The sequence below is a fragment of the Microvirga sp. 2MCAF35 genome (genome assembly GCF_052115545.1).
Lineage (GTDB): Bacteria > Pseudomonadota > Alphaproteobacteria > Rhizobiales > Beijerinckiaceae > Microvirga.
This window is the reverse complement of record NZ_JBFRGW010000002.1, coordinates 19,619-43,497: the sequence shown is the minus strand read 5'-3', so window position 1 is coordinate 43,497 and position 23,879 is coordinate 19,619. Positions and strand designations below refer to the sequence as shown.

Genomic DNA, 23,879 nt, shown 5'->3' with positions numbered 1-23,879 from the left:
CCCCCTGTCATGGCTGGCCTTATCCCGATTGGAAAAGCGCGGCGCTCCACGGTATCGGGATCACCGGCACAAGGTCGATGGCGACGTGCATGTGGACATCAAAGCTGTCACGCCCTAAGCCGCCCCGCCTCGTCCCTTCAAGGTCGGATCGAGCGCGTCGCGTAATCCGTCGCCCAGCAGGTTCAGGCCCAAGACCGACAGCGCGATGGCGACGCCGGGCGCGATGGCCAGGTGAGGGGCCTGGGAGAGATAGGTCTGCGCGTCGCTCAACATGCGGCCCCAGCTCGGATTGGGCGGGCGCACGCCAAGGCCCAGATAACTCAGGCCCGCTTCGGTCAGGATGGCGAGCGCGAGCTGGATCGTCACCTGGACGATCAGCGCACCCGCGATGTTGGGCATCACGTCTTCCCAGGTGATCCGCAGCGGATGCTTGCCGATGGCGCGGGCCGCCGCGATGTAGTCCAGCGTCCAGACCTGCAGCGCGACGCCGCGCGTGACGCGGGCGAAGACGGGAATGTTGAATACAGCAATCGCCAGGATCGCCGCCAGCGGACCCGAACCGACCAATGCGCCGATCATGATGGCCGAGAGCACGGCGGGGAACGCGAAGACCACGTCCGACACGCGCATGGCGATCTCGTCGGCGATGCCCTTCCAGGCGGCGGCCGCGCAGCCGATAGCCGTGCCGATGGCTGCTCCCAGGAGAACCGCCGGCCACGCGATGGCGAGCGAGTTCCAGGCGCCGACCATGAGGAGCGAAGTCACGTCGCGGCCGAAATGATCCGTGCCGAGGAGGCCGAGTTCGCCGGGCGCTTTCAGGCGCATGGCGACGCGCACGCGCGTCGGCACTTCCGGCGTCCAGACGAGCGACACGAGGGCGGTGACGATCAGCAGCGTCGTGAGAATGCCGCCGATGACGAGGGCGGAATTCAGCGGGATGCGGGAACGCTTGCTCATGACCGCCCCCGCAGGCGCGGGTCGAGGATGGCATAGCCGATATCGACGATGAAGTTCACGACGATCACAAGTCCGGAAAAGATCAGCACGATGTCCTTGATCACCACGAGGTCGCGCTGGTTGAGCGCCTGATAGGCGAGCCTCCCGAGGCCCGGCAGGTTGAACACATTCTCGACGAGGATCGCGCCGCCGAAGAAGAACGAGAGCTGCAGTCCCAGGATCGTCGTGACCGGAATGAGCGCATTCGGCACCACGTGACGGCGCAGGGTGCCGCCCTTGTCGACGCCTTTGGCACGGGCGGTGCGCACGAAATCGGCGCCGATCACTTCGAGGGTTGCAGAGCGTGTGACGCGCGTCAGCACGGCGGCCTGGGGCAGGGCGAGCGCCACGGCGGGGAGCAGAAGAGCCTGGAAGGCCGGCCAGATCCCCGCATTCCAGCCAGGGAAGCCGCCGGCCGGAAACCAGCCGAGCCAGGTCGAAAAGAAGAGGATGAACAGCAGGCCGATCCAGAAGTTCGGCACTGCCACACCGAGTTGGCTGAATACGAGCACAGCGCGATCCACGATCCCATCGCGCCTTGCCGCCGCCGCCACGCCGAGCGGCAGCGCGAGCACGGTCGAGATCAGGATTGCGAGCAGGCTCAGCGGCAGCGTCACGTTCATGCGTTCCGCCACGAGTGTCGAAACCGGCATCTTGTAGGTGATCGACTGCCCGAGATCGCCGTGCAGGAGCCCGCCGACCCAATGCAGGTAGCGCACGAGCGCCGGCTGATCGAGCCCGAGTTCTTGTCTCAAGGCAGCGAGCGTGTCCTCCCGGGCCGCCGTGCCGAGCATGATGGCGGCCGGATCACCGGGAAGCACTTCCAGGATGAGAAAGATCGCCAGCGAGACGGCCAGCAGCGTGACGGCCAGCGAGACGAGGCGCGAGATGATGAGACGCGGCATCATTCAGGTACTATCCGTTCCCATTCCCTGGAGGTGAGGGCGGTGGGTGGTCTGATCGAAGATGATCAATTCCGTCATCACCGGCCTTGTCCGGTGATGACGATCCGAAGAGCAAAGAGTCCTTCCAATCGAGATGGCCGGGTCAAGCCCGGCCATGACGTGTGGAGGTTTCTCATGAAGGACGGTGCGCAGACATGCGCGAGTTTACTCCGTCCACGAAACCTCTGTGACGTCGTTCGACGGGATCGGCGAGTTCTCCCACAGACCCTGCACCTTAGCGTTCCAGACGCCGAGCTTCGGCAGCTGGAAAAGGAAGAGGGCGGGGACGTCCTCGGCCAGGATCTTCTGCGCCTGCGCATATTTCGCGTAGCGGGCCTTCTCGTCCGTGGTCTTGGAGGCGTCCGCCACTAGCGTCTTGAACGTGTCGTTCTTGTAGTTGAAGTAATAGTTGTCGCGGGCGAAGATATCGATGTCCAGCGGCTCCGTATGAGCCACGATGGTCATGTCGTAGTCCTTGGCCTTGAACACTTCCTCGATCCACTTCGCCGGGAATTCCGTCGGAATGATCTTCAGGTCGACGCCGACTTCGGACAGCATCGCCGAGAGGAGCTCCGCTGAGCGGCTTGCATAAGCCATCTGGGGCGATTTGATCGTAATGGACAGGCCGTTGCCGTATCCCGCCTCCTGCAGCAGAGCCTTCGCCTTCTCGGGGTCGTAGGGAATGACGCCCGTCATGTCCACGAAGGCCGGATTGTTTGGCGAGAAGAAGCTGCCGATGGGCTGTCCGAAACCCGAATAGGCGCCATCGACCAGCGCCTTGCGGTCCACCGCATGCATCAGCGCGCGGCGCACGCGCACGTCGTCGAAGGGCTTCTTGGCATTGTTCATGCCGGCGACGACCTCGCCCTCCGTGTTTCCGGCGACGGCCTTGAAACGTGAATCCTTCTGGAACTCGGCGAAGAGTTCCGGCGCGCCGAGATTGGGGAAGGCATCCACGTCGCCGGCCTTGAGGGCTGCGACCTGAGCCTGCGCGTCGCTGATGAACCGGAAGGTGACGCTGTCGAGCTTGGTCTTGTCTTTCTGCCAGTAATCCGGGTTGCGCACGAGCTCCACTCGGTCGCCGCGCGTCCAGGATTTGAACTTGAAGGGGCCCGTGCCGACCGGATTGGCAGCATTGTTAGCCGCAGATTCCGGTGCCACGATCACCGCGTCGCCCCAGCCGAGATAGTACAGGAAGTTGCCCGAGGTCTCCTTGAGCTTGATCACCACGGTCGCGGGATCCGGCGTTTCGATGGAGGTGATCGGCGCGAAGATCTGTTTCTGCGCGTTGGTCGATTTCGGATCGCGCGCGCGGTCGAAGGCGAATTTCACATCGGCCGAATCGAAGGTCGAGCCGTCGTGGAACTTCACGCCTTCCTGCAGGTGGAAGGTATAGGTCAGCCCGTCCGGCATGATTTCCCAGCTCTTCGCCAGCAGCGGTTGGACCTTGCCGTTCCGGTCGATCCGCACGAGACCCTCGTAGAGGTTGACCCAGGTCACTTCGCGGATGGCCACGGGAGCGGCTATCGTCGGATCGAGGCCCGGCGGCTCGATGGGCATGCCCACCACGAGGGAGGTCTTGGCGGCAAAGGCCGGGATGACGCTGACGGAGAGGAACAGGGCGGCAGTCAGGAGGCGCTTCGTCATCAGGGCTTGAACTCCATCCAGAGGGAGGTGCGACAGGTCGCGATGGCACCAGCTTACGCAGGCCCGCGCCGGATGGAAGATGCTGATTACGGATTCTTCACTTAACTTAGGCGTCGCTGGGACTTAAGCATCGGGATGAAATGATCTGCCGAACCCCACCGTAGGGGGCCTCGGGCAGCATGAAAGGCTTGAAATGGCTCTTGAGACCGCACGGGTGCCGACCACCAACGGCGCCAGATACCTCCAGCAGCTCTGCAAGCACTGGAGCCACAAGCTCGACGTCCAGCTCTCGGAGAACGAGGGCATCGTCCGCTTCCCGGCCGCCGTCGCGACGATGAAGGCCGATCCCGATGCGTTGACGGTGAGCGTGGAAGCGGAGGACGGCGAGACGCTTCAGAGGATGAAAGGCGTCGTTGCCTCCCATCTCGACCGCTTCGCCTTCAAGGAAGCTCCGCTGCCATTCGAGTGGAAGGCCTGAAGAGATTGCCTCATGTCATTCCCGGCAGCTGAAAGGCCGGGAATGACACGCTGTCGTCATGGCCGGGCTTGTCCCGGCCATCCCGATGGGCGCTATGCTCTAACAAGTCGAGATCACCGACACACGGCCGGTGATGACGTCGGTAGGGGGGCTAAATACACCGCCCGCCGTCGACCTCCAGCACCACGCCGGTGATCATGCTGGCCTCGTCCGAGGCGAGATAGAGCGCCGCGTTGGCGATGTCCTGCGGGGTGGAGAAGCGGCCGAGCGGGATCGAGTTGACGAACAGCTCGCGCTTCTGGGGTGTGTCCTCGCCCATGAAGGTGGCGAGAAGCGGCGTCTCGCCGGCCACTGGCGCAAGCGCGCAGACGCGAATCTTGTTGGGGGCCAGCTCCACGGCCATGGACTTGGTCATGGTGTGCACGGCACCCTTGGTGCTGTTGTACCAGGTGAGACCGGGACGAGGGCGCAGGCCCGCCGTCGAGCCCACATTGATGATCGCGCCGCCGCCTTGCTTCTGCATCAGCGGAACGGCCGCTTTGGCGAAGAGATAGATCGACTTCACGTTGACAGCGAAAACGCGGTCGAACTCGTCTTCCTCGACTTCCAGCATCGGCCGGTTGCGATGGCTGATGCCAGCGTTGTTGACGACGATATCGAGCTTGCCGAAGGACGTGATGGTCTTCTCCACGGCGGCATTCACATCGGCGGCCTTCGATACGTCGGCGGCAAGGCCGATGGCGGAAGTGCCGATCTTCTCCGCAGCAGCCTTGGCCGCTGCTTCATTGATGTCGATGATGGCGACCTTCGCGCCCTCGCGGGCGAAGGTTTCCGCGATGCCCAGACCAAATCCGGATCCGGCGCCGGTGATGAGCGCCACCTTGCCTTCAAGGCGATTCATGTTTCTTCCCTTTCGACATGTGTTTTCCTCCTTGTGAGGAGGGATAGAGGTAGTGAAACGGCAGCCATCCTATGACGTCATGGCCGGCCTTGTGCCGGCCATCCCGCTTCTGTGAAGCGCTGCGCTCTTCCAATCGAGATCACCGGCACAAGGCCGGTGATGACATAGGAGGTGCGAGCCGTCCTCGCTTTATCCATGCGCGATGACGAGCGTCTTGGTCGTCGTGAACTCGACCAGACCCTCGAAGCCCTTCTCACGGCCGTGGCCCGAGCGGCCGAAGCCGCCGAAGGGCAGCTCGATGCCGCCGCCGGCGCCGTAGCAGTTCACGAAGACCTGACCTGCCCGGATGGCACGGGCGACTCGGGTCGAACGCATGGCGTCGCGGGTCCACACGCCTGCGGCAAGGCCGTAGGGCGTGCCGTTGGCAAGCCGGACAGCCTCCGCCTCGTCGTCGAAGGGCGTCGCCACCAGAACCGGACCGAAGACCTCTTCCTGGGACAGGATGCTCTCGTGCGGCACCGGAGCCAGGAAGGCGGGAGCCACGTAATAGCCGCCGGCCGGAGCATCGGACGCCACCGCGCCTTCGCCGATAACGTTCAGCCCCTCGTTGCGGCCGCGCTCCAGATAGCCGAGGACGCGGCGCTGCTGGGCCTGGTTGATCATCGGCCCAAGATCGGGCTCGTGCTCGGGATGCCCGGCGCGGAGCGTCCGGAAACGCTCGGCCACCGCGTCGACCACTTCCTGGAAGATGCCGCGCTGGATCAGCAGGCGGCTGCCGGCCGAGCAGGTCTGGCCGCCGTTCTGGATGATGGCATTGACGAGTGTGGGGAGGGCGCGCTCGAGATCGGCATCGTCGAATACGACCTGGGCCGACTTGCCGCCGAGTTCGAGGGTGACGCCCACATGGTTCCTGGCCGCTGCCGTCTGAACGGCGGTGCCGGTCTCGGGGCTGCCGGTGAAGGACAGGAAATCGATGCCGGGATGGGCGGCGAGCGCCGCGCCCGCCGTGCGGCCGAGACCCGTCACCACGTTGAGGGCACCGTCCGGGAAGCCGACTTCGCGGGCGAGCGCCGAGACGCGCAGGATGGTGACCGAGGCATCCTCCGCGGGTTTCACCACGGTGGCGTTGCCGGCCGCGAGGGCCGCGCCGACAGAACGGCCGAAAATCTGCATCGGGTAGTTCCAAGGCACGATGTGGCCGGTGACCCCGTGCGGCACCCGTTCGACGCCGATGAAATGGGTGCTGAGATAGGGGATCACGTCCCCATGCAGCTTGTCGGCGGCGCTGCCGTAGAACTCGAAGTAGCGGGCGAGCGCGATGGCGTCGGCGCGAGACTGGCGCAGGGGCTTGCCGTTGTCGCGGCTCTCCAGGATGGCAAGCTCGTCCGCGCGGGCCTCGACGGCGGCGGCGAGCTTCATGAGCAGGCGTCCGCGCTCCGTCGCGGTCAGCTTGCCCCAGGAGCCCTCGAAGGCCGCGCGGGCGGCCTTGACGGCCTCGTCGATGTCATGGGCCGTTCCGGCGGCGATGCGGGCGAGGAGCGAGCCGTCGATCGGCGAGAGCACGTCGAGGGTTATTCCGTCGCAAGCCGGGCGCTCCTGACCTCCGATGAGGTTCTGGAACACCATGTTGGGCGCGAGGGTCGTGCTGACCTGATCGTTCACGGTTGTCGTCTCCCTAAATCATCTTGTTCATGCCTGGCACGGCGGCCAGCAGCTGACGCGTATACGCATCCCGCGGATGCGCGAAGAGTTGCGCGGTTTCCGCCATTTCTACAATCCGGCCTTTTTGCATAACTGCCACGCGGTCGCAGATCTGGGCGGCGACCCGCAGATCGTGGGTGATGAAGAGAATGGCAAGACCGAGCTCTTCCTGAAGCCCTCGGAGCAGCTTGAGAATCTCCGCCTGGACCGACACGTCGAGGGCGGAGACGGCTTCGTCCGCCACCAGCACGTCCGGCTTCATGGCGAGCGCCCGGGCGATGCCGATGCGCTGGCGCTGGCCGCCGGAGAACTCGTGCGGATAGCGCTCGATCGCCTGGGCAGGCAGGCCGACCTTCTCCAGGAGGATCCGGGCATCGTCCAGCGCTTTCGCCGGATCTTCCCCTTGCGTGATCGGGCCCTCGGCGATGATGCGCCCGACGGTGCGGCGCGGGTTGAGGGAGGCGAAGGGGTCCTGGAACACCATCTGGATCCGGCGCCTGTAGGGGCGCAACTCGCGCTGGGACAATGCGCCGAAGTTCAGATCCCCAATCTCGATGACCCCGCCGTCGGGCTCGATCAGGCGCAGCACGCAGCGCCCGACGGTCGACTTGCCGGAGCCCGATTCACCGACGAGACCCAGAGTTTCTCCGCGCCGGACATCGAAGCTCACCGCATCGGCGGCCTGGACCTCGCGGCTCTTGCGAAAGAATCCGCGTCCGCCGTAGGCCTTGGTCAGGTCATTGACCTTCAGGGCAATGGGCTGTCCGGCAAGAGATTTCGGGGCCGGCGGGGTCAGTGAAGGCACCGCTGCCAGGAGGCGCTTCGTGTAGGGGTGTTGGGGCCGCGTCAGCACCTCGTCGGCCGGTCCCTGCTCGACGAGTTCCCCCTGCTGGAGAACGGCGACCCGATCGGCAATCTCCGCCACGACGCCGAAATCGTGGGTGATGAAGAGCACCGCGGTACCCTTCTTGCGGCGCAGGTTGTCGATCAGCTTCAGGACCTGGGCCTGGGTCGTCACATCGAGGGCCGTCGTCGGTTCGTCGGCGATCAGGAGCTTCGGCTCCAGGGCGAGCGCCATGGCGATCATCACCCTCTGGCGCTGGCCGCCCGAGAGCTCGTGCGGATAGGCCTTCGCGATCAGTTCAGGGTTCGGCAGGTTGACCTCCGTGAGGAGGTCGAGGACGCGCTTCTCTCGCTCGGCTGGCTTTAGAAGGCCATGGGCCCGAAAGGTTTCCGCGATCTGGTCGGCGACTCGCATCACCGGATTGAGGGATGTCATCGGCTCCTGAAACACGGTGCCGACCTCCCGGCCGCGCACGTCGCACCAGCCGGTCTCATCGAGGGCGAGGAGATCGCGGTCGCCGAGACGGATCGAACCGGACAGAACCTTGACCCCCGCCGCGAGGAGACCGATGACCGCCATGGCGGTCATGGACTTGCCGGAGCCGGATTCGCCCACGACGCAGAGTGTCTCGCCCGGATTGATGGAAAGCGACAGGTCCTTGATCGCATGCTGCCGGTCGGCCAGGGCAGGGAGGCCGATGGAGAGGTTTTGGATCGACAGCACGGGGGAAGGAGAGCTCAACATCATGCTCCTGCGGAGATTGGACGCTCATCCTTGCGATCTCTGCCGCTTCGTCAATCCATCTTGTTCCGCGTCATGTTGAGAATGGTGCCCGCTCCGCCATATCATCACCCTCAGATGGAGTTCCGACGACGTGCATGATGCCGTTCCCAATCCGGTGAGAGATAGGCTTCAGGCCTGCCTTGGCGCGCAGCGCTCCGCCTTGGCAGAGCACGGGCCTCTCTCGCCCAAGCGGCGGGCCGCGTGTCTTGAGGGACTGGCAGATGCCATCGTCCGCCATGCGGAGGATTTCGCACAGGCCATCGCGGCCGATTTCGGGCATCGCTCCTTTCATGAAACGAAGCTCGCCGATCTCTACCCGGTGGTGGCGGCCCTGCGCCACGCGCGAAAACATTTCCGCACCTGGATGAAGCCGAGGCGCCGACCGATCCAGCTCATGTTCCAGCCGGGGCAGGGGCGGGTGCTTTATCAGCCGCTCGGCATCGTCGGGATCATCAGTCCCTGGAACTACCCGGTCCAGCTTACGCTCTCGCCGCTCGCCGGAGCGCTGGCGGCGGGCAACCGGGTCATGATCAAGCCGTCGGAGATCACGCCGCACACCTCCACCCTGCTGGAGAAGGTGATCGGCGAGGTGTTCGACCGGTCCGAAGTCGCGGTCGTGCAGGGCAGGCCGGATGTGGCGAAGGCGTTCGCGCGCCTGAAGCTCGATCATCTGTTCTTCACTGGTTCCACGGCGGTCGGGCGTCAGGTCATGCAGGCGGCGGCCGACAACCTCGTACCGGTGACGCTGGAGCTGGGAGGAAAATCTCCCGCCCTCGTGGCGGCCGATTATCCGGTCGAGAAGGCGGCCGAGCGGATTGCCCTGGGCAAGCTGTTCAGCGCGGGGCAGACCTGCATCGCGCCCGATTACGTACTCGTGCCGCGCCCATTGACGGCCGCGTTCGTGTCGGCCTTCCGCGATGCGGTGGCGCGGCTCTATCCAACACTTGCTGACAATCCCGATTACACGGCGATCGTCAGCGACCGGCATTACGAGCGCCTTCGTCAGCTCGTGGCGGACGCCCAGTCCCGCGGCGCTCGCGTGCACGAGATCAATCCAGCAGGGGAGACGTTCGATCCATCATGCCGAAAAATGGCGCCCGTGGTCCTGACGGATGTGCCGGATCCTGCGCTCGTCATGAGCGAGGAGATCTTCGGTCCCGTGCTGCCGGTGGTGGCATATGACGATCTCGACGAAGCCTGCCGCTTCATCGCGGCGCGGCCGCATCCGCTGGCGCTCTATCCGTTCAGTCATGACCGCAGGGCTGTTGACCGAATCCTTGAGCTGACCATCTCGGGCGGCGTGACCGTCAATGATACGCTGCTCCATTGCGTGCAGGAGGAGTTGCCCTTCGGCGGGGTGGGTTCGAGCGGCATGGGTGCCTATCACGGCGAGGCTGGTTTCCGGACCTTCAGCCATGCGAGATCCGTCTTCCGGCAGGCCCGCTTCAACGGCGCCGGGATGACGAAGCCGCCTTACGGCAGCCGCATGAACCGTCTGCTGTCTATGCTGCTGCGCTAGCCACGTGAGCCAGCGGCACGGAGATGTCGTAGGCGACGCCGCCTTCCGCGAAGTTGAGGACCATGAGGCCACCGAGCTCGCCCTCGATGCTGCGGCGGATCAGGCGGGAGCCGAAACCCTGGCGTTTGGGCGGCGGCACGGGAGGGCCGCCGCTTTCCGTCCAGCAGATGCGCAGTTGATCCGGATGATCCTCATGCTCGGTGATCGACCAGCTTACTTCGAGAAGCCCCGTATTGGTCGAGAGCGCCCCGTATTTGGCCGCATTCGTCACCAGCTCGTGCAGAACCAATCCGAGATTGATGGCATAGCGTGCCGGGAGCCTGACATCGGGTCCCGTCAGCACGACCCGCTCGTCGCCTTGCTTGCGATAGGGCGCCAGTTCCTGCTCCGCCACGTCACGCAGCTCCGCCTCGCGCCATGACTTGCGGGTCAGCAGGTTGTGCGTCTTCGACAGTGCGAGCAACCGGCCCTCGAAGGCTTCCTTGAACTGGGCCGGAGACTCCGTGGTGCGCAGGGTCTGGGACGCGATGGACTGGACGGTGGTCAGGGTGTTCTTCACCCGGTGATTCAGCTCGTCGAGGAAGAAGCGCTGCTGTTCTTCCGCGTGCTTCTGTTCCGTGATGTCCTGAAAGATGCCGATGAAATAGGCGGGCCTCTTCTGGATGTCGAAAAAGACGCGGCCCTTGGAGTTGATCCAGCGCAGGCTGCCGTTCGGGAGTCGGATCCGGTATTCGTCCTGGTAGTCTCCCTGGTTCTTGACGGCGTCGTACCATTTCTGGATGACGCGATCCAAGTCTTCGGGGTGGAGGATTTCCAGCCAGTACTTGTTGTCCATCGTCTCGGTGTGGCGAGACAGTCCGAGCATCGTTGCTGCCTGGCTGGACCAGCCGCCGACATTCTTGTTGGGGTCGAACCACCAAGTACCCATGTGCCCCGCTTCCAGGGCAAGGCGCGCGCGCTCCTCGCTGGCCTGAAGCGCCTTCTGCCGTTCGGCCACATCGTCCATCAGGTCGTTGAAGGCCCGCGCCAGGATGCCGAACTCCCCGGATTTTCCCGGCAGGGCAATGCGAGCCTGATAATCGCCCTGCCGCCAGGCGCGTATGCCGCCGGTCACGAGTTCGAAGGGCTTGGTGATGAAAGCGCGGCTGAGAAGGGCGGACAGGGACAGGGCCAGGATGAGCGCGGCCGCGATCAGCATGAAGCCGCGTCTCGCCGCCTGGTTGATCAATGCGAAAGCCGCCTTCGTCGACAGGCCCACATTGATGTAGATGTCGTGGGGGGGCATCGCGATCGGGATGTAGCCGATGATGCGGCGGACGCCGTCGACGCTCGTGGTTTCCGCAGTCCCGGGACTTTTCGCCTTCGCCTGACGCATATATTCCGGAGGCAGAAGCTTTCCGATCAGCTGCTCCGGATTGGGGTTCTGGACAAGGACGATGCCCCTCCGATCGGCTACCGTCAGGGAGCCGTCATCCGGGACGGTGCGCTCCTTCAGCTTTTGGCCGAGCCATTGAAGATCGAGCGCCGCCGCCAGGACGCCGACCACGTCGCCCCGGTCGTTCCAGATCGGCAGGGCGAGAGGCAGGACGGGATGGGGGGCGAGGTCCCCTTCCTCGAAGACCGGAGTATATTCGCCGACGACAAGATCCTTTTCTCCCAGGGCTTGGTGGAAATACGAGCGATCGGCATAATAGTGCTGCGTGTCCACGGTCCCTGTTGGGCGGCAGCGGATATGCCCGCTGATGTCCATCGCCACGAAGGACAGCACATAGGGCACCTTCTCCTGGATGGCCTTCATGTAGGAGCTGCACGCTGCCGTGTCGAAGGAGCGGATGGACGGGGATTCGTCCACGGCCAGCAGAAGGCTGTGGATGCCGTCGAAGATCCGCTCGATTTCCGCGTCCACAAGCTGTGCCTGCCGTATGGCGAGGTCGTTCACCTCCGCTTCCCGTGCGCGGCGCAGCGAGACTTCCGTGTAAGTCCAGATGACGATCGCCGGAAGAACCGAGATCACAGCAAGAAGAAGCAGACGCCTCGTCAGTGTCATGCAAACGCTCAGCTTAACGTGGGAAGGGGATCATAAACTGCGGTAACCGTCCACCCCCTCTAGCAAGGGGGACCGGTCTTGCATCTGCGACGAAGAGGTGTCAGGTGAGCGGGAATGGCGCTTCCTCCTCTTCTTCTCCTTCAGGATATCGCTCTCACCTTCGGCGGCACACCGCTGATCGAGAGTGCCGACCTTTCCGTCTCGCCGGGCGAACGGGCCTGCCTCGTCGGCCGCAACGGCTCGGGCAAATCCACCCTGCTCAAAATCGCCGCAGGCCTTATCGAGGCGGACCGCGGCAAGCGCTTCGTGCAGCCCGGGGCGACCGTGCGCTATCTGGCTCAGGAGCCGGATCTTTCGGCCTATCCCACGACGCTCGCCTATGTGGAGGCGGGCCTGGGACCGGGCGACGACCCTTATCGGGCCCGCTACCTGGTGGAGCAACTGGGGCTGACCGGCGAGGAGAAGCCTTCGGACCTCTCCGGCGGCGAGGCCCGTCGCGCGGCCCTGGCCCATGTATTGGCGCCCCAGCCCGACATACTGCTCCTCGACGAGCCGACGAACCATCTCGACCTCCCGGTGATCGAGTGGTTGGAAGGAGAGCTGAAGGGTCTCCGGTCCGCCCTCGTGCTGATCAGCCACGACCGCCGCTTCCTGGAGAGCCTGTCCCAGGCCACCGTCTGGCTCGACCGGGGCAGGACCCGCCGCATGGATCGGAGCTTCGCCTATTTCGAGGAATGGCGCGATCAGGTCCTTGAGCAGGAGGAGGCGGAGCATCACAAGCTGGGCCGCAAGCTCGTGGCCGAAGCCGACTGGCTGCGTTACGGGGTGACCGCCCGGCGCAAGCGCAATGTGCGCCGCCTCGGCAACCTCCAGGCCATGCGCCAGCAGTACCGGGACCGCCAGCGCGCCGTCGGCACGGTCAATATGAGCCTTGCCGAGGCCGAGCAATCCGGCACCCTCGTGGTCGAGGCGGAGGGCATCTCGAAATCCTACGGCGACCGCGCAATCGTGTCCAACCTGTCCTTGCGTGTCCTGCGTGGCGACCGGCTCGGCATCATCGGGCCGAACGGGGCGGGCAAGACGACCCTCATCAACCTGCTCACGGGCGTCCTGGCGCCGGACGAGGGACGGGTGCGGCTCGGCTCAAACTTGCAGATGGTCACCCTCGACCAGCGCCGCGCGAGCCTCGACCCCGACGCCACCGTGGCCGAGACCCTGACGGGCGGGCGCGGCGACACGGTCACGATCGGCGGGCAGACGAAGCACGTCGTCGGCTACATGAAGGACTTCCTGTTCGCGCCCGAGCAGGCCCGAACCCCCGTGGGCGTGCTCTCCGGGGGCGAGCGCAACCGCCTCATGCTGGCCCGGGCCCTGGCCCAGCCCTCCAACCTGCTGGTGCTCGACGAGCCCACCAACGATCTCGATCTCGAAACCCTCGATCTCCTGGAAGAGATGATCCAGGATTATTCCGGCACCGTGATCCTGGTCAGCCACGACCGCGACTTCCTCGACCGGACGGTCAGCTCCGTCCTGGTCTCGGAAGGCGACGGGCGCTGGATCGAGTATGCGGGCGGCTACACGGACATGGTCGCCCAGCGGGGCCGTGGCGTTCAGGCCCGCGTGGTCGAGAAGGAAGCAAAGCCCAGGAATGCCGAGAAATCGGCGGCCGCGTCCGCTTCGACGTCGAAGCGCAAGCTCGGCTTCAACGAGCAACACGACCTGAAAACCCTGCCCAAGCGCATGGAAGAGCTGGAGGCCAAGATCGCCAAGGTCCAGGAGATCATGGCCGATTCCGAACTCTACAGCCGGGACCCGGCCCGCTTCCAGAAGGCCATGGATGCGCTGACGCAGCTCCAGACGGAACTGCACGCGGCAGAGGAACGCTGGCTTGAGCTGGAGATGCTGCGGGAGGAACTGGAGGGGTAGCGTCATGGCCGGGCCTGTCCCGGCTAATTCCGGTCAGAAGAGCGATGCGCCTTTCCGATTGAGATCACCGGCACAAGGCCGGTGATGACATGAAGGGAGAGGCTGACAGAATCCCGGACTTCACTAAAGTGACATCACCCGCTCGCTAGAAGCGGATCGTCATTAGGAGGAACGCGATGGAGTGCTTTTCGAGACGTTGCCTGACTGCGATTCTGACGATGCTCTGCCTCGGGGCTGCGCCTGTGGCTCTCATGGCGGCGGAACCCGACCGGGATGTGTTGGCCGACCGCGTGACGAAGCTGTCGCGTGGGACCCAGTGGAAGCCGGTCTCTGCTGTTCCGATCAACTTCCTGACCCATCACCCGCAGGGCATGGTGAAGATCGGCGACACGCTGTTCGTGTCCTCTGTCGAGATCAAGGAACCGACCAAGCGGTTCCCGCAGCCGGTGGACGGCTACGACCGCGACACGGGCGCCGGTGTCGGCCACCTGTTCAAGATCGACATGAAGGGCAACCTCATCGATGAGATCACCCTCGGCGAGGGCACGATCTATCACCCGGGCGGCATCGACTACGACGGCAAGTACATCTGGGTTCCCGTCGCCGAGTACCGGCCGAACAGCCGCTCCATCATCTACCGGGTCGACCCGGAGACGATGAAGGCCGAGGAGATGTTCCGCTTTGCCGACCATGTGGGCGGCCTGGTGCACAACACCGACGACAAGACCCTGCATGGCGTCAGCTGGGGTTCGCGCCGCTTCTACCGCTGGTCTCTCGACGACAGCGGAAAGCCGACGAATGCGAACGAAAGCCCTGAGAAGCTCAGGACGCTCAACACCTCCCATTACCTCGATTACCAGGACTGCAAATATGCCGGCAAAAGCCGCATGCTGTGCTCCGGCGTGACCGAGATGCGGATCTCGCCGGACGCACCCTTGTTCCGTCTCGGCGGGCTCGACCTCGTCAACCTCGCAGATGGGCGCCCGATCTTCCAGACGCCGGTCCTGCTCTGGTCCGCCTCGGGTATGGACATGACCCACAACCCGGTCTGGATGGAAGCGAGCGATGGCGGAATCCGCGGCTACTTCATGCCCGAGGACGACAAGTCCACGCTCTATATCTACGAGACCGACGTGAAGTAGCATCGGACAAAGCCGATACGCTTACGACGTCATCACCGGCCCAGGCGCCTGGATCGAGCCAGGGAAGGTGGGGCGAAGAGGACAAGACCAAGCTCCCAAGGGCCCGGTTTGCCGTCTAACGCTAAATGCTGACGAAGCCCCGCTTCCCCAAGGCACGGATGTGCAGTAACGGAGGTGGGGCTTAGTTTTGTTTGGGTGGAGCGTTCGAGGGTTCATGTTCGACAAGATCCTGATTGCGAACCGGGGCGAGATTGCGTGCCGGGTCATCAAGACCGCCCGGCGCATGGGCATCAAGACCGTGGCGGTCTATTCCGATGCCGACCGGGATGCCCTGCACGTGGAAATGGCCGACGAGGCCGTCCATATCGGCCCGGCCGCCGCCGCCCAGTCCTATCTTGTGATCGAGAAGATCATCGAGGCCTGCAAGGCGACCGGCGCCCAGGCGGTCCACCCCGGATATGGCTTTCTTTCCGAGCGAGAGGCCTTTCCCAAGGCGCTGGCCGAGGCGGGAATCGTGTTCATCGGCCCGAACCCGGGCGCCATCGCGGCCATGGGCGACAAGATCGAGTCGAAGAAGGCGGCAGCCGCCGCCAAGGTCTCGACTGTGCCGGGCTATCTCGGGGTGATCGAGGGCCCTGAACAGGCGGCGCAGATCGCCAATGAGATCGGCTATCCGGTCATGATCAAGGCCTCGGCCGGCGGTGGCGGCAAGGGTATGCGCATCGCGTACTCCGCCGACGAGGTCGCCGAGGGCTTCGCCCGCGCTAAGTCGGAGGCGGCGTCCTCCTTCGGCGACGACCGGGTCTTCGTCGAGAAATTCATCACGGATCCGCGTCACATCGAGATCCAGGTGCTCGGGGACAAGCACGGCAACGTGATCTATCTCGGCGAGCGCGAATGCTCGATCCAGCGCCGCAATCAGAAGGTCATCGAGGAGGCCCCGTCGCCGCTCCTCGACGAGGCCACCCGCCGCCTCATGGGCGAGCAGGCTGTCGCTCTCGCCAAGGCCGTGGGCTATGATTCCGCCGGAACGGTGGAGTTCGTGGCCGGTCAGGACAAGTCGTTCTACTTCCTCGAAATGAACACCCGCCTGCAGGTGGAGCATCCGGTCACCGAGATGATCACCGGCATCGATCTGGTGGAGGAGATGATCCGCGTCGCCGCCGGCGAGCCCTTGAGGCTGTCGCAGTCCGACGTGAAGCTCAACGGCTGGGCGGTGGAGAGCCGCATTTATGCGGAAGACCCGGTGCGCAACTTCCTGCCCTCCACGGGCCGCCTCGTGACCTACCGCCCGCCGCAGGAAGGCGAGCAGGGCGGTGTCACGGTGCGCAACGACACGGGCGTCTACGAGGGCGGCGAGATCTCGATCTATTACGACCCGATGATAGCCAAGCTCGTCACCCATGCGCCGACCCGCCTCCAGGCCATCGAGGCGCAGGCGACGGCCCTCGATGCCTTCGCCATCGAGGGAATCCGCCACAACATCCCGTTCCTTTCGGCCCTGATGCAGCATCCGCGCTGGCAGTCGGGTAAGCTCTCCACCGGCTTCATCGCCGAGGAATTTCCCCAAGGGTTCAAGGCTCCGGCCCCGGAAGGCGAGGTGGCGCTCAGGATGGCAGCCGTCGGGGCTGCCATCGATCACCTGCTCAACGAGCGCAAGCGCCACATCTCGGGCCAGATGCGGCAGGCATCCAGCGTGCAGTTCGATCGCGAGCGGGTGGTGATGCTGGGCGGGGAGCGGCACGAGGTCGTGATCGAGGACATCGACGGCGGCTTTGCTGTCGTAATCGGCGGTCAGTCCTGGCCCATCGTATCGGGTTGGGTGCCCGGCGAACCGGTCTGGAACGGCGCGGTCGGCGGCGAGCAGATTGCGGTGCAGGTCCGGCCGATCCTCAACGGCGTGGTCCTGTCCCACGCGGGTGCTGCGGCCGAGGTGCGGGTCTACACCAGGCGCGAGGCGGAACTCGCCGCCCTTATGCCGGAGCGCCTGGAGGCCGATACGGGCAAGCAGTTGCTCTGCCCGATGCCGGGTCTGGTGAAGGCGATCAGCGTCAGCGTCGGCCAGGAGATCAAGGCGGGTGAGCCGCTCTGCATCGTCGAGGCCATGAAGATGGAGAACGTCCTGCGCGCCGAGCGCGACGGCACCATCTCCAAGATCCATGCCAAGGAGGGCGACAGCCTCGCGGTCGATGCGGTGATCATGGAATTCGCATAACGCGGTCACATTCGGTCGGTATTCTTCAAGATCGGCCAGCGACTAAATAAGCGGGATACAGCTTTCGGAAAATACAACCTGGACGTCATGGCCGGGCTTGTCCCGGCCATCCCGATAGAGAAAAGCTCGGCCCTTCATGTCATCGGGATCACCGACACAAGGCCGGTGATGACGTGGAGGAGATGGGCAAAATCTCCTGATGACACCGGCAAAGAAGAAGGCCCTGAAGTCCATGCCCCTCTATTTCGCCTATGGGTCCAACATGGACCAAGCCGCCATGCTCCAGCGCTGCCCCGCGTCCAAGCCGGTCGGTATCGGGCGGCTCATGCGGCATCGCTTCATCATCTTCGAGGAAGGCTATGCCTCCGTGATGCGGGATCCGCAGCGCGCCGTGTGGGGCATGGTCTGGGACTTGGCCCTGGCGGACATGCCTGCCCTCGACCGCTACGAGAGCCTCGCGACGGGCCTCTACACCAAGGTCATCCAGCCCATCGTGACGGAGCATGGGCCGCGCCGGGCCGTAGTCTATATCGGACGGAGCGCCACGCCGGGCACCCCGCTGCCGGGCTATATGGAAGGTGTTGTGGAGGCCGCCCGGCTTGCAGGCCTGCCGGAGGATTACATTCGGAGCCTAGGCGGGTGGTTGCCCAGGACCCAACCCGCCGGAACGGTGTCTCAAGTTCCCAAAGTCCGCCCGCTCTGGGGCGCTCCTTCGGGGACGATCCGCAAGACCCGCTGAGCCCGCGTGAAAGCCGACGAAATCCTGCGCACGCTGGATCCGCAGAATGCAGAGCGCATTATCCAGACGCTGGACGAAATGACGGCTGGCGTCATACCGCACTAACGATAGGGCCTGATGACCGCACATCGAACGTCACACGTACTGATCCATGGACTCGTCCAGGGCGTGAGTTTTCGCGCCTGGACCCAGCATCAGGCGCAGTTGCATGGCCTCAAGGGCTGGGTCCGCAACCGGCGGGACGGGACGGTCGAGGCGGTGTTCGCGGGGCCCGAGAACCTCGTCGAGTTGATGCTGAAGGCCTGTCACGAGGGGCCCGCCGGCTCGCGGGTGGATAAGGTCGAGATCCTCGATCAGGGCGATCGCGAAGACGATCTTTCGGGTCGGTTCGAGGTTCGGGGAACGGCCTAACCTTTTGCCGGTGCCCCAGTCTCGACCGGACCGCCCGCATTCTTCCAGGCGGTGAAGCCGCCTTCCACATGAGCGACCGGGTTCAGTCCCATGTCCTGTGCCGTTTTCGTCGACAGTGCAGAGCGCCATCCTGCGGCGCAGAAGAACACGAAGGTCTTGTCCTGGGCGAAAACGGGCTTGTGATAAGGGCTTTCCGGATCGATCCAGAATTCCAGCATGCCACGCGGGCAATGCACCGCGCCGGGAACGCGGCCCTCGCGCTCGAGCTCACGGGGGTCGCGCAGGTCCACGAAGACCACGTCGTCCCGGCCGTGCAAGGCTATGGCCTCGGCGACGGGCAAGGTCCTGATCTTCGCATTGGCTTCGTCGAGCAATGCCTTGTAGCCGCGGGTGATCGTCTGAGACATGAAGGGTCGCTCCCCATTGAGGCTTTGCACAAACTGGGCAAGATGGCGGCGGAGTCAACTGGAGGCGACGGGTGCTGGGTTTCACCAATCTCGATTATGGGGCGCTGGCTTTCTTCCTCATCGCCTGGCTCGGGTATCATGCCGCGCTCGAACTCACGCCTGCCGGGCAGACAAGCCTCAACAGGCTCATGAACCAGTACCGCTACCGCTGGATGGAGCAGATGGTGGTGCGGGAGAACCGGATCGTCGACACCACCATCATGGCCTCGCTCATGAACGGCACCGCGTTCTTCGCTTCGACGTCGCTCATCGCCATCGGCGGCGTGCTGGCTCTCCTGCGCTCGGCCGATTCCGTGCTGCCGCTTTTCGCCGATCTCCCGTTCGGAGAGCCGCCGACGCGGCTCGGTTGGGACGTGAAGGTGATCGGCCTCGCGGTGATCTTCGTCTATGCCTTCTTCAAGTTTGCCTGGTCGTACCGCCTGTTCAACTACATGGCGATCATCGTCGGGGCGGTTCCCGTGCTGAAGGAGAACAACCGCGAGGAGGCGCTGACGGTCGCCCGTCAGGCCGCCGCGATGAATGCGGTGGCGGGCAAGCATTTCAATCGGGGACAACGGGCTTTTTTCTTCTCGCTGGCCTATCTCGGCTGGTTCGTAAGCGCCTATCTCTTCATCGGCGCAACGGCCGGTGTTCTCCTCGTCATGTGGCGACGGCAGTTCCTGTCCGATGCTCATGATGCAGCCTTGAGGTCAACCGATGCCTAAGAACGCGGTACCCGAGGAGTTGGAGGCGACCATGCTGGCCCTGCTCGAAGAACGTGGCCCTGGCAGGACCATCGGCCCGGCCGATGTGGCTCAGGCCATCGGCGGCAATCAGCCGGAAGGCTGGGGGCCCCTGATGCAGCCGGTCCGGAAGGTGGCCGTGCGCCTCATGAAGGAGGGACGCATCGTCATCCTCCGCAAGGGCCGTCCGGTCGATCCCGACGATTTTCGCGGAACCTATCGGTTGGGGCTGCCTTCGGAAGCGGAAACCTGAGGTCCTGGAAAGAGCCTCGACGTCCGCCCTGTCGCATAATAACCGATCAGGCCGACCCATTCCTTGGTTCCAAGATCCAGCCGCCTCAGGCCTTCCGAGATGAAGGAGAAGGGGTGTTGCGTGTTGGATCCACCGCCCGTCCGGAAATCCACCGGATAGGGCGTGACCGGAAAGGCAATCTTCTCGAACACGCCAACGGCACGCGGCATGTGCCAAGCCGATGTCACGAGCAGCCAACGCTCGCCCTCTTTGGGCTTGGCCAGCTCACGGGAAAACACCGCATTTTCGGATGTGGTGCGCGAACGGTCCTCCACCAGCATGCGTGCCGGGTCGATGCCGATGCTCTTGAAATAGGCCGCGATGATGGGGGCTTCCGCGGTCCCGTCCCCGAAGACCGTACCGCCTCCGCCTGAGATCAGGATACGGGCGCCCGGATAGCGGTGGGCGAGCTGAATCGTATCGAGGACACGCTCGGCCGATTCATTGGAGACGATCATGCCCCGCGAGGCGGAATCCGCCGCCTCCACGGAGCCGCCGAGCAGGATGATCCCGACGACCGGCTGCCCGTCATCGCGGAAGGGCGGGAAACGCTCTTCCAGCGGGAGCAGGATATAGCTGGCGATGGGAAGAAGCCCCAAGGCGATGGTGCACAGGGTGAAGACGAGGCTCAGGCCGATGCCGAAACGCCGGAAGCGCTTGAAGAGGGCCAGGATCAATCCAAGAAGAATGAGGCTGATCAGGAGATTGGATGGGGTGGCGAAAAACCACGCGATTTTCGAGACGTAGTAGAACACCCGCCATCCTTTGCCTTCGATGCCTGAAACCTCGTTCTCGGCGGCAGACCGGAAATCCATCTCCGTCATCATCGGCCTTGTGCCGGTGATCCCGCTTCTGAAGAGCGTGACGCGTTACACATCGAGATGGCCGGCACAAGGCCGGCCATGACGTGCAGAGACTATGGAGGCCTTGCGAAACAAAGCTGCCTTACGATCTGTTCGCCTCGGCCTCGTAGCGGGCCTTGGTCTCGGCGTTCGGCGGATACAGGCCGGGGAGGGGAACGCCCTTTTCCACTTCGCGCATGACCCAGAGTTCGTAGCGTTCCTGCTCCACGGCGGCTTTGGCGACCTCTTCCACCATGGCTGCGGGGATCACCACGACCCCGTCGCGGTCGGCCACGATCACGTCATCGGGGAAGATGGCGACGCCGCCGCAGCCGATGGGCTCCTGCCAGCCGACGAAGGTGAGGCCCGCCACGGACGGCGGAGCGGCCACGCCCGCGCACCAGACCGGCAGGTTCGTGCCTTCGACACCGGCCGCATCGCGCACCACGCCGTCCGTGATGAGGGCAGCGACGCCGCGCTTCTGCATGCGGGCCGTGAGAATGTCACCGAAGATGCCGGCATCGGTGACACCCATGGAATCGACGACCGCGATGCAGCCTTCCGGCATGTCCTCGATGGCCGCGCGGGTGGAGCGCGGTGAGGCCCAGGATTCCGGCGTCGCCAGATCCTCGCGGGCCGGGACGAAGCGCAGGGTGAAGGCGCGGCCGACCATCTTCTCGGTGGCATTGAAGGCCGGCATCGGTCCCTTCATCCAGCAGCGGCGGACGCCCTTTTTCAGCAGCACGGTGGTGATCGTGGCGGTGGAGGCGGCGCGCAGGGCGTCGGCGATGGTCTTGTCGAGAGTCATGAGAGGTTCCTGACGTTGGGGTAGTTACTCATAACGGCCACCCGCCCCGAATGCCACCATAAGACCTTGCGATTTCCTGCATCAATGTTTCGTTGTTGTGATGCTAATATCAGGGGTCTGTCCAGGTGCAATGCTGAATGAAACGCTTCCTTGCCATTTTGCTCCTGTGCTTCGCCATCGTTGCCCCGCCGGTCTCGGCAGCGCCGCTGAAACCCGATGAAGCGCGTCATGCTGTGCAAGGCCTCGTCGCGGAGGTTTTGGACGCTTTGGCAAACCGGGATTTCTCGAAGCTCGCATCGTTCATCGGCGGGGAGGGGCTGATCGTGAGCCCCTATGCGATGATCGATAACGGCGACGTGCGCCTGTCTCGCGCCGAGGTCGAGCATTGCGCCACGGATCCTCGGGTGCGCCATTGGGGCGAGAAGGACGGCAGCGGCGATCCCATCGAGGCCGATTGCCGCCGCTACTTCGAAGAGTTCGTATGGAACACGGATTACCGCAAGGCGGACGAGGTGTTCTACAACGAGCCGCGCCAGCGGGGAAACGATATCAACAATAATCATGCCTTCGCGTCCGACAGCATCGTCGTCGAACTGCATGTGCGAGGAAAAGGCGACGCGGCGGAGATGAACTGGAAAAGCCTGCGCCTGATCTTCCGCGGAGGGAACGAAGCCCTGTCCCTGATTGCCATCACCCGGGACGTGTGGACGATCTGAGCGAAGTGTCGCACGTCCGGAATTCCTGGCATTTCTCAAAGACCCTCTTTGAAAGATGAGGTTGACCTGGAACGGGCGCAGGCTCTTATGCCGTCCAAAGGACGAGATTCGCGCCGTCCATGAACAATACGGATGCGGGGTAGGGGATGTCCGAATTCCAGAATCGCGGCCTGTCGGCCTCCGCCTCTCTCGACAGGAGCATCGAGCGCCCCTGGGTCGTCCTCAAACAGACTTTGCTCGTGGCGGCTCTGATCCTGCTGCCCCTTTTCTACACGGTCGTGCCGCCGCTGGAGGATTACCCCAATCACCTGGCGCGGATGCAGGCCCTCGCAGGCATCCCGGGCAACGAGTCCCTGTCCCGGTTCTACGAGGTCGCCTGGGCGCCGATTCCCAATCTCATCATGGATCTGATCGTCCCGCCGCTGGTCCCTGCGCTCGGGGTCTATGCCGCCGGTCGGGTTTTCGTGGCGCTGACCCTCCTCCTCATGCTCCTGGGGCCGATGCTGCTGCACCGCACGCTCGACGGGCGCTGGTCGGCCTGGCCGCTCGTGGGCGGATTGTTCGTCTATAACGGCTTTCTGTTCACGGGCCTGATGAACTACCTGTTCGGCGTGGGGGCGGCGGTGCTGGGCCTCTCCGTCTGGATCAGGCTCTGCGGGAAGCCGGTAATCGTCCGGGCCCTGGCGAGCTTCGTCTTCTGCGCGATTCTGTATGTCTGCCATCTGTCGGCCCTCGGTCTCTACGGTCTCGGCATCGCCAGTTTCGAGTTCTGGCGGCTCTGGACGCAGAAGGCCTGGAAGCCCGCGCCCCTGCTCAGGAGCGCCCTGGCACTCGGCGTGCCGTTCCTGCCTTTCCTCTACTTTCTCATCAGCAGCCCGACCTGGGGGCTCTCGCACGACATCGTCTGGGAATCACAGGGCAAGTTCGAAGCCCTCACGCTTTTCTTTTCGGTCTATTCGGATGTCACCGACATCCCGTTCCTGATCCTGATCGCCATCGCCATCGGGATCGCCGTCAAACGAGGCCTGGTCAGCTTTCATCCGGCCGGCTTGATCGTGGCCGGCGTGCTGACGCTGGCCTTTCTCGCCATGCCGCGCATGGCCTTCGGCTCCTGGATGGCCGACCAGCGGATCGTCGTTGGCATCTTCTTCATGACGCTCGGCTTCATCTCGGTCGATCTGAAGAGGCTCGAGAACCACAATGCCTTCTTCGCGGTCTGTCTTGTCGCAATCGCCTTTCGCGTCGTGGACGTTTCAGCGCATTGGGTAGCCATCTCGCAGCCGCTTCAGGAGCTGAAAAGCTCGCTGCGCCTCATGCCACCGGGGTCGCGCCTGCTCGTCACCCAGGCGGACGATCCGGCCGAGGGGCCTGTGGACGCCGCCTTGTCCCATGCGCCGACGCTTGCGGTGATCGAGCGGTCGGCCCTCGTCTCCCGCCTGTTCGTCGTGCCCGGAAAGCAGATCCTTCACGCACGACCGGAATACGGCGGGCATGTCGACACGGAAGACGGGGATACGCCGCGCATCAGCCAGATCATCGTGGCTGCGGACGAAGATGAAGCTCCAGCCGATGGTCCCCATTATTGGGATCGCTGGACGGAATTCTACGACTATCTGATTGTGCTCGGCACCGATCCGGACGAGACGGCCAATCCCGCGCCCGATCTCCTGAAGATCGTGCACAATGGGCGCGGGTTCCAGCTCTATAAGGTCAGGAAAGATTCCTGAAGCATCGGACGT

The 23,879-nt window shown here is 64.2% G+C and carries 21 protein-coding genes; 11 read left to right on the top strand and 10 right to left on the bottom strand.

Translation table 11 applies throughout. From position 1 onward, the window contains the following. Positions 1-114: 114 nt before the first annotated feature. The 3 genes from AB4097_RS01280 to AB4097_RS01270 all read right to left on the bottom strand — a co-directional run bounded on the left by AB4097_RS01280 (position 115) and on the right by AB4097_RS01270 (position 3,587). A complete protein-coding gene (locus tag AB4097_RS01280; RefSeq protein ID WP_442036463.1) occupies positions 115-957 on the bottom strand; it encodes an ABC transporter permease in 843 nt (280 codons plus the stop codon). After that, a complete protein-coding gene (locus AB4097_RS01275) occupies positions 954-1,901 on the bottom strand; it encodes an ABC transporter permease (RefSeq protein ID WP_442036753.1) in 948 nt (315 codons plus the stop codon). The genes AB4097_RS01280 and AB4097_RS01275 overlap by 4 nt, the downstream gene beginning before the upstream one ends. A gap of 204 nt (positions 1,902-2,105) precedes the next feature. Further along, a complete protein-coding gene (locus AB4097_RS01270; RefSeq protein ID WP_442036461.1) occupies positions 2,106-3,587 on the bottom strand; it encodes an ABC transporter substrate-binding protein in 1,482 nt (493 codons plus the stop codon). Between the two features lie 193 nt (positions 3,588-3,780). On the opposite strand from AB4097_RS01270, the gene AB4097_RS01265 reads away from it, so the two are divergent. Further along, positions 3,781-4,065 carry a DUF2218 domain-containing protein gene (locus AB4097_RS01265; protein ID WP_442036459.1) on the top strand — a complete coding sequence of 95 codons (285 nt, stop codon included), beginning with the start codon at positions 3,781-3,783 and terminating at the stop codon, positions 4,063-4,065. A 151-nt stretch (positions 4,066-4,216) separates the two neighbouring features. Here the strand turns inward: AB4097_RS01265 and AB4097_RS01260 are convergent, their stop codons facing one another. From AB4097_RS01260 to AB4097_RS01250, 3 genes are all read right to left on the bottom strand, one after another. Then, positions 4,217-4,966 carry an SDR family oxidoreductase gene (locus AB4097_RS01260; RefSeq protein ID WP_442036457.1) on the bottom strand — a complete coding sequence of 250 codons (750 nt, stop codon included), beginning with the start codon at positions 4,964-4,966 and terminating at the stop codon, positions 4,217-4,219. Between the two features lie 189 nt (positions 4,967-5,155). Beyond that, a complete protein-coding gene (locus tag AB4097_RS01255) occupies positions 5,156-6,628 on the bottom strand; it encodes an aldehyde dehydrogenase family protein (protein WP_442036455.1) in 1,473 nt (490 codons plus the stop codon). Between the two features lie 13 nt (positions 6,629-6,641). Then, positions 6,642-8,255, bottom strand: a complete 1,614-nt coding sequence (locus tag AB4097_RS01250) for an ABC transporter ATP-binding protein (protein ID WP_442036453.1) — start codon at positions 8,253-8,255, stop codon at positions 6,642-6,644. A gap of 130 nt (positions 8,256-8,385) precedes the next feature. Between AB4097_RS01250 and AB4097_RS01245 the strand changes: the two genes are divergently transcribed. After that, positions 8,386-9,813, top strand: a complete 1,428-nt coding sequence (locus tag AB4097_RS01245) for a coniferyl aldehyde dehydrogenase (protein WP_442036451.1) — start codon at positions 8,386-8,388, stop codon at positions 9,811-9,813. Here the strand turns inward: AB4097_RS01245 and AB4097_RS01240 are convergent. Next, entirely contained in the window at positions 9,797-11,860 is a 2,064-nt protein-coding gene (locus AB4097_RS01240; protein ID WP_442036449.1) for a sensor histidine kinase, read from the bottom strand. The two genes, AB4097_RS01245 and AB4097_RS01240, sit on opposite strands and share 17 nt — an antisense overlap. 114 nt (positions 11,861-11,974) lie before the next feature. Between AB4097_RS01240 and AB4097_RS01235 the strand changes: the two genes are divergently transcribed. From AB4097_RS01235 to AB4097_RS01215, 5 genes are all read left to right on the top strand, one after another. Beyond that, positions 11,975-13,786 carry an ABC-F family ATP-binding cassette domain-containing protein gene (locus tag AB4097_RS01235; protein WP_442036447.1) on the top strand — a complete coding sequence of 604 codons (1,812 nt, stop codon included), beginning with the start codon at positions 11,975-11,977 and terminating at the stop codon, positions 13,784-13,786. A 251-nt stretch (positions 13,787-14,037) separates the two neighbouring features. Beyond that, complete coding sequence (locus AB4097_RS01230) at positions 14,038-14,928, top strand: DUF6454 family protein (RefSeq protein WP_442036445.1); 891 nt, start codon at positions 14,038-14,040, stop codon at positions 14,926-14,928. 214 nt (positions 14,929-15,142) lie between these two features. Next, positions 15,143-17,143: an acetyl-CoA carboxylase biotin carboxylase subunit gene (locus AB4097_RS01225; protein WP_442036443.1), complete on the top strand. Its 2,001-nt coding sequence runs from the start codon at positions 15,143-15,145 to the stop codon at positions 17,141-17,143. A gap of 199 nt (positions 17,144-17,342) precedes the next feature. Beyond that, on the top strand, positions 17,343-17,882 hold the full coding sequence (locus tag AB4097_RS01220) for a gamma-glutamylcyclotransferase family protein (RefSeq protein WP_442036441.1): 540 nt from the start codon (positions 17,343-17,345) through the stop codon (positions 17,880-17,882). Positions 17,883-17,999: 117 nt separating this feature from the next. Further along, on the top strand, positions 18,000-18,293 hold the full coding sequence (locus AB4097_RS01215) for an acylphosphatase (protein ID WP_442036439.1): 294 nt from the start codon (positions 18,000-18,002) through the stop codon (positions 18,291-18,293). Here AB4097_RS01215 and AB4097_RS01210 read toward each other — a convergent pair. Beyond that, entirely contained in the window at positions 18,290-18,700 is a 411-nt protein-coding gene (locus AB4097_RS01210) for a rhodanese-like domain-containing protein (RefSeq protein WP_442036437.1), read from the bottom strand. The two genes, AB4097_RS01215 and AB4097_RS01210, sit on opposite strands and share 4 nt — an antisense overlap. A 71-nt stretch (positions 18,701-18,771) precedes the next feature. Between AB4097_RS01210 and AB4097_RS01205 the strand changes: the two genes are divergently transcribed. After that, positions 18,772-19,464 carry a DUF599 domain-containing protein gene (locus tag AB4097_RS01205; protein ID WP_442036435.1) on the top strand — a complete coding sequence of 231 codons (693 nt, stop codon included), beginning with the start codon at positions 18,772-18,774 and terminating at the stop codon, positions 19,462-19,464. Next, positions 19,457-19,735: a DUF3253 domain-containing protein gene (locus AB4097_RS01200; RefSeq protein ID WP_442036433.1), complete on the top strand. Its 279-nt coding sequence runs from the start codon at positions 19,457-19,459 to the stop codon at positions 19,733-19,735. Before AB4097_RS01205 ends, AB4097_RS01200 begins: the two co-directional genes overlap by 8 nt. On the opposite strand, the gene AB4097_RS01195 is transcribed toward AB4097_RS01200, so the two are convergent. Further along, positions 19,699-20,589 (bottom strand): YdcF family protein, encoded by an 891-nt coding sequence (locus AB4097_RS01195; RefSeq protein WP_442036431.1) that lies wholly within the window; start codon positions 20,587-20,589, stop codon positions 19,699-19,701. The genes AB4097_RS01200 and AB4097_RS01195 overlap by 37 nt on opposite strands. 130 nt (positions 20,590-20,719) lie before the next feature. Further along, complete coding sequence (locus tag AB4097_RS01190) at positions 20,720-21,424, bottom strand: ribonuclease activity regulator RraA (RefSeq protein WP_442036429.1); 705 nt, start codon at positions 21,422-21,424, stop codon at positions 20,720-20,722. Between the two features lie 137 nt (positions 21,425-21,561). Between AB4097_RS01190 and AB4097_RS01185 the strand changes: the two genes are divergently transcribed. Both AB4097_RS01185 and AB4097_RS01180 read left to right on the top strand, forming a co-directional pair. After that, a complete protein-coding gene (locus AB4097_RS01185; RefSeq protein ID WP_442036427.1) occupies positions 21,562-22,140 on the top strand; it encodes a hypothetical protein in 579 nt (192 codons plus the stop codon). A gap of 146 nt (positions 22,141-22,286) precedes the next feature. Next, on the top strand, positions 22,287-23,867 hold the full coding sequence (locus tag AB4097_RS01180; protein WP_442036425.1) for a hypothetical protein: 1,581 nt from the start codon (positions 22,287-22,289) through the stop codon (positions 23,865-23,867). The last annotated feature ends 12 nt before the right edge of the window (positions 23,868-23,879 follow it).

Bases quoted from the DNA above. Each gene is read 5' to 3' on its own strand.
- AB4097_RS01260 (WP_442036457.1), bottom strand. From the start codon at position 4,966: ATGAATCGCCTTGAAGGCAAGGTGGCGCTCATCACCGGCGCCGGATCC.
- AB4097_RS01275 (WP_442036753.1), bottom strand. From the start codon at position 1,901: ATGCCGCGTCTCATCATCTCGCGCCTCGTCTCGCTGGCCGTCACGCTG.
- AB4097_RS01250 (WP_442036453.1), bottom strand. From the start codon at position 8,255: ATGTTGAGCTCTCCTTCCCCCGTGCTGTCGATCCAAAACCTCTCCATC.
- AB4097_RS01215 (WP_442036439.1), top strand. From the start codon at position 18,000: ATGACCGCACATCGAACGTCACACGTACTGATCCATGGACTCGTCCAG.
- AB4097_RS01240 (WP_442036449.1), bottom strand. From the start codon at position 11,860: ATGACACTGACGAGGCGTCTGCTTCTTCTTGCTGTGATCTCGGTTCTT.
- AB4097_RS01220 (WP_442036441.1), top strand. From the start codon at position 17,343: ATGACACCGGCAAAGAAGAAGGCCCTGAAGTCCATGCCCCTCTATTTC.
- AB4097_RS01270 (WP_442036461.1), bottom strand. From the start codon at position 3,587: ATGACGAAGCGCCTCCTGACTGCCGCCCTGTTCCTCTCCGTCAGCGTC.
- AB4097_RS01195 (WP_442036431.1), bottom strand. From the start codon at position 20,589: ATGGATTTCCGGTCTGCCGCCGAGAACGAGGTTTCAGGCATCGAAGGC.
- AB4097_RS01280 (WP_442036463.1), bottom strand. From the start codon at position 957: ATGAGCAAGCGTTCCCGCATCCCGCTGAATTCCGCCCTCGTCATCGGC.
- AB4097_RS01200 (WP_442036433.1), top strand. From the start codon at position 19,457: ATGCCTAAGAACGCGGTACCCGAGGAGTTGGAGGCGACCATGCTGGCC.
- AB4097_RS01185 (WP_442036427.1), top strand. From the start codon at position 21,562: ATGAAACGCTTCCTTGCCATTTTGCTCCTGTGCTTCGCCATCGTTGCC.
- AB4097_RS01230 (WP_442036445.1), top strand. From the start codon at position 14,038: ATGGCGGCGGAACCCGACCGGGATGTGTTGGCCGACCGCGTGACGAAG.
- AB4097_RS01180 (WP_442036425.1), top strand. From the start codon at position 22,287: ATGTCCGAATTCCAGAATCGCGGCCTGTCGGCCTCCGCCTCTCTCGAC.
- AB4097_RS01190 (WP_442036429.1), bottom strand. From the start codon at position 21,424: ATGACTCTCGACAAGACCATCGCCGACGCCCTGCGCGCCGCCTCCACC.
- AB4097_RS01265 (WP_442036459.1), top strand. From the start codon at position 3,781: ATGGCTCTTGAGACCGCACGGGTGCCGACCACCAACGGCGCCAGATAC.
- AB4097_RS01225 (WP_442036443.1), top strand. From the start codon at position 15,143: ATGTTCGACAAGATCCTGATTGCGAACCGGGGCGAGATTGCGTGCCGG.
- AB4097_RS01210 (WP_442036437.1), bottom strand. From the start codon at position 18,700: ATGTCTCAGACGATCACCCGCGGCTACAAGGCATTGCTCGACGAAGCC.
- AB4097_RS01235 (WP_442036447.1), top strand. From the start codon at position 11,975: ATGGCGCTTCCTCCTCTTCTTCTCCTTCAGGATATCGCTCTCACCTTC.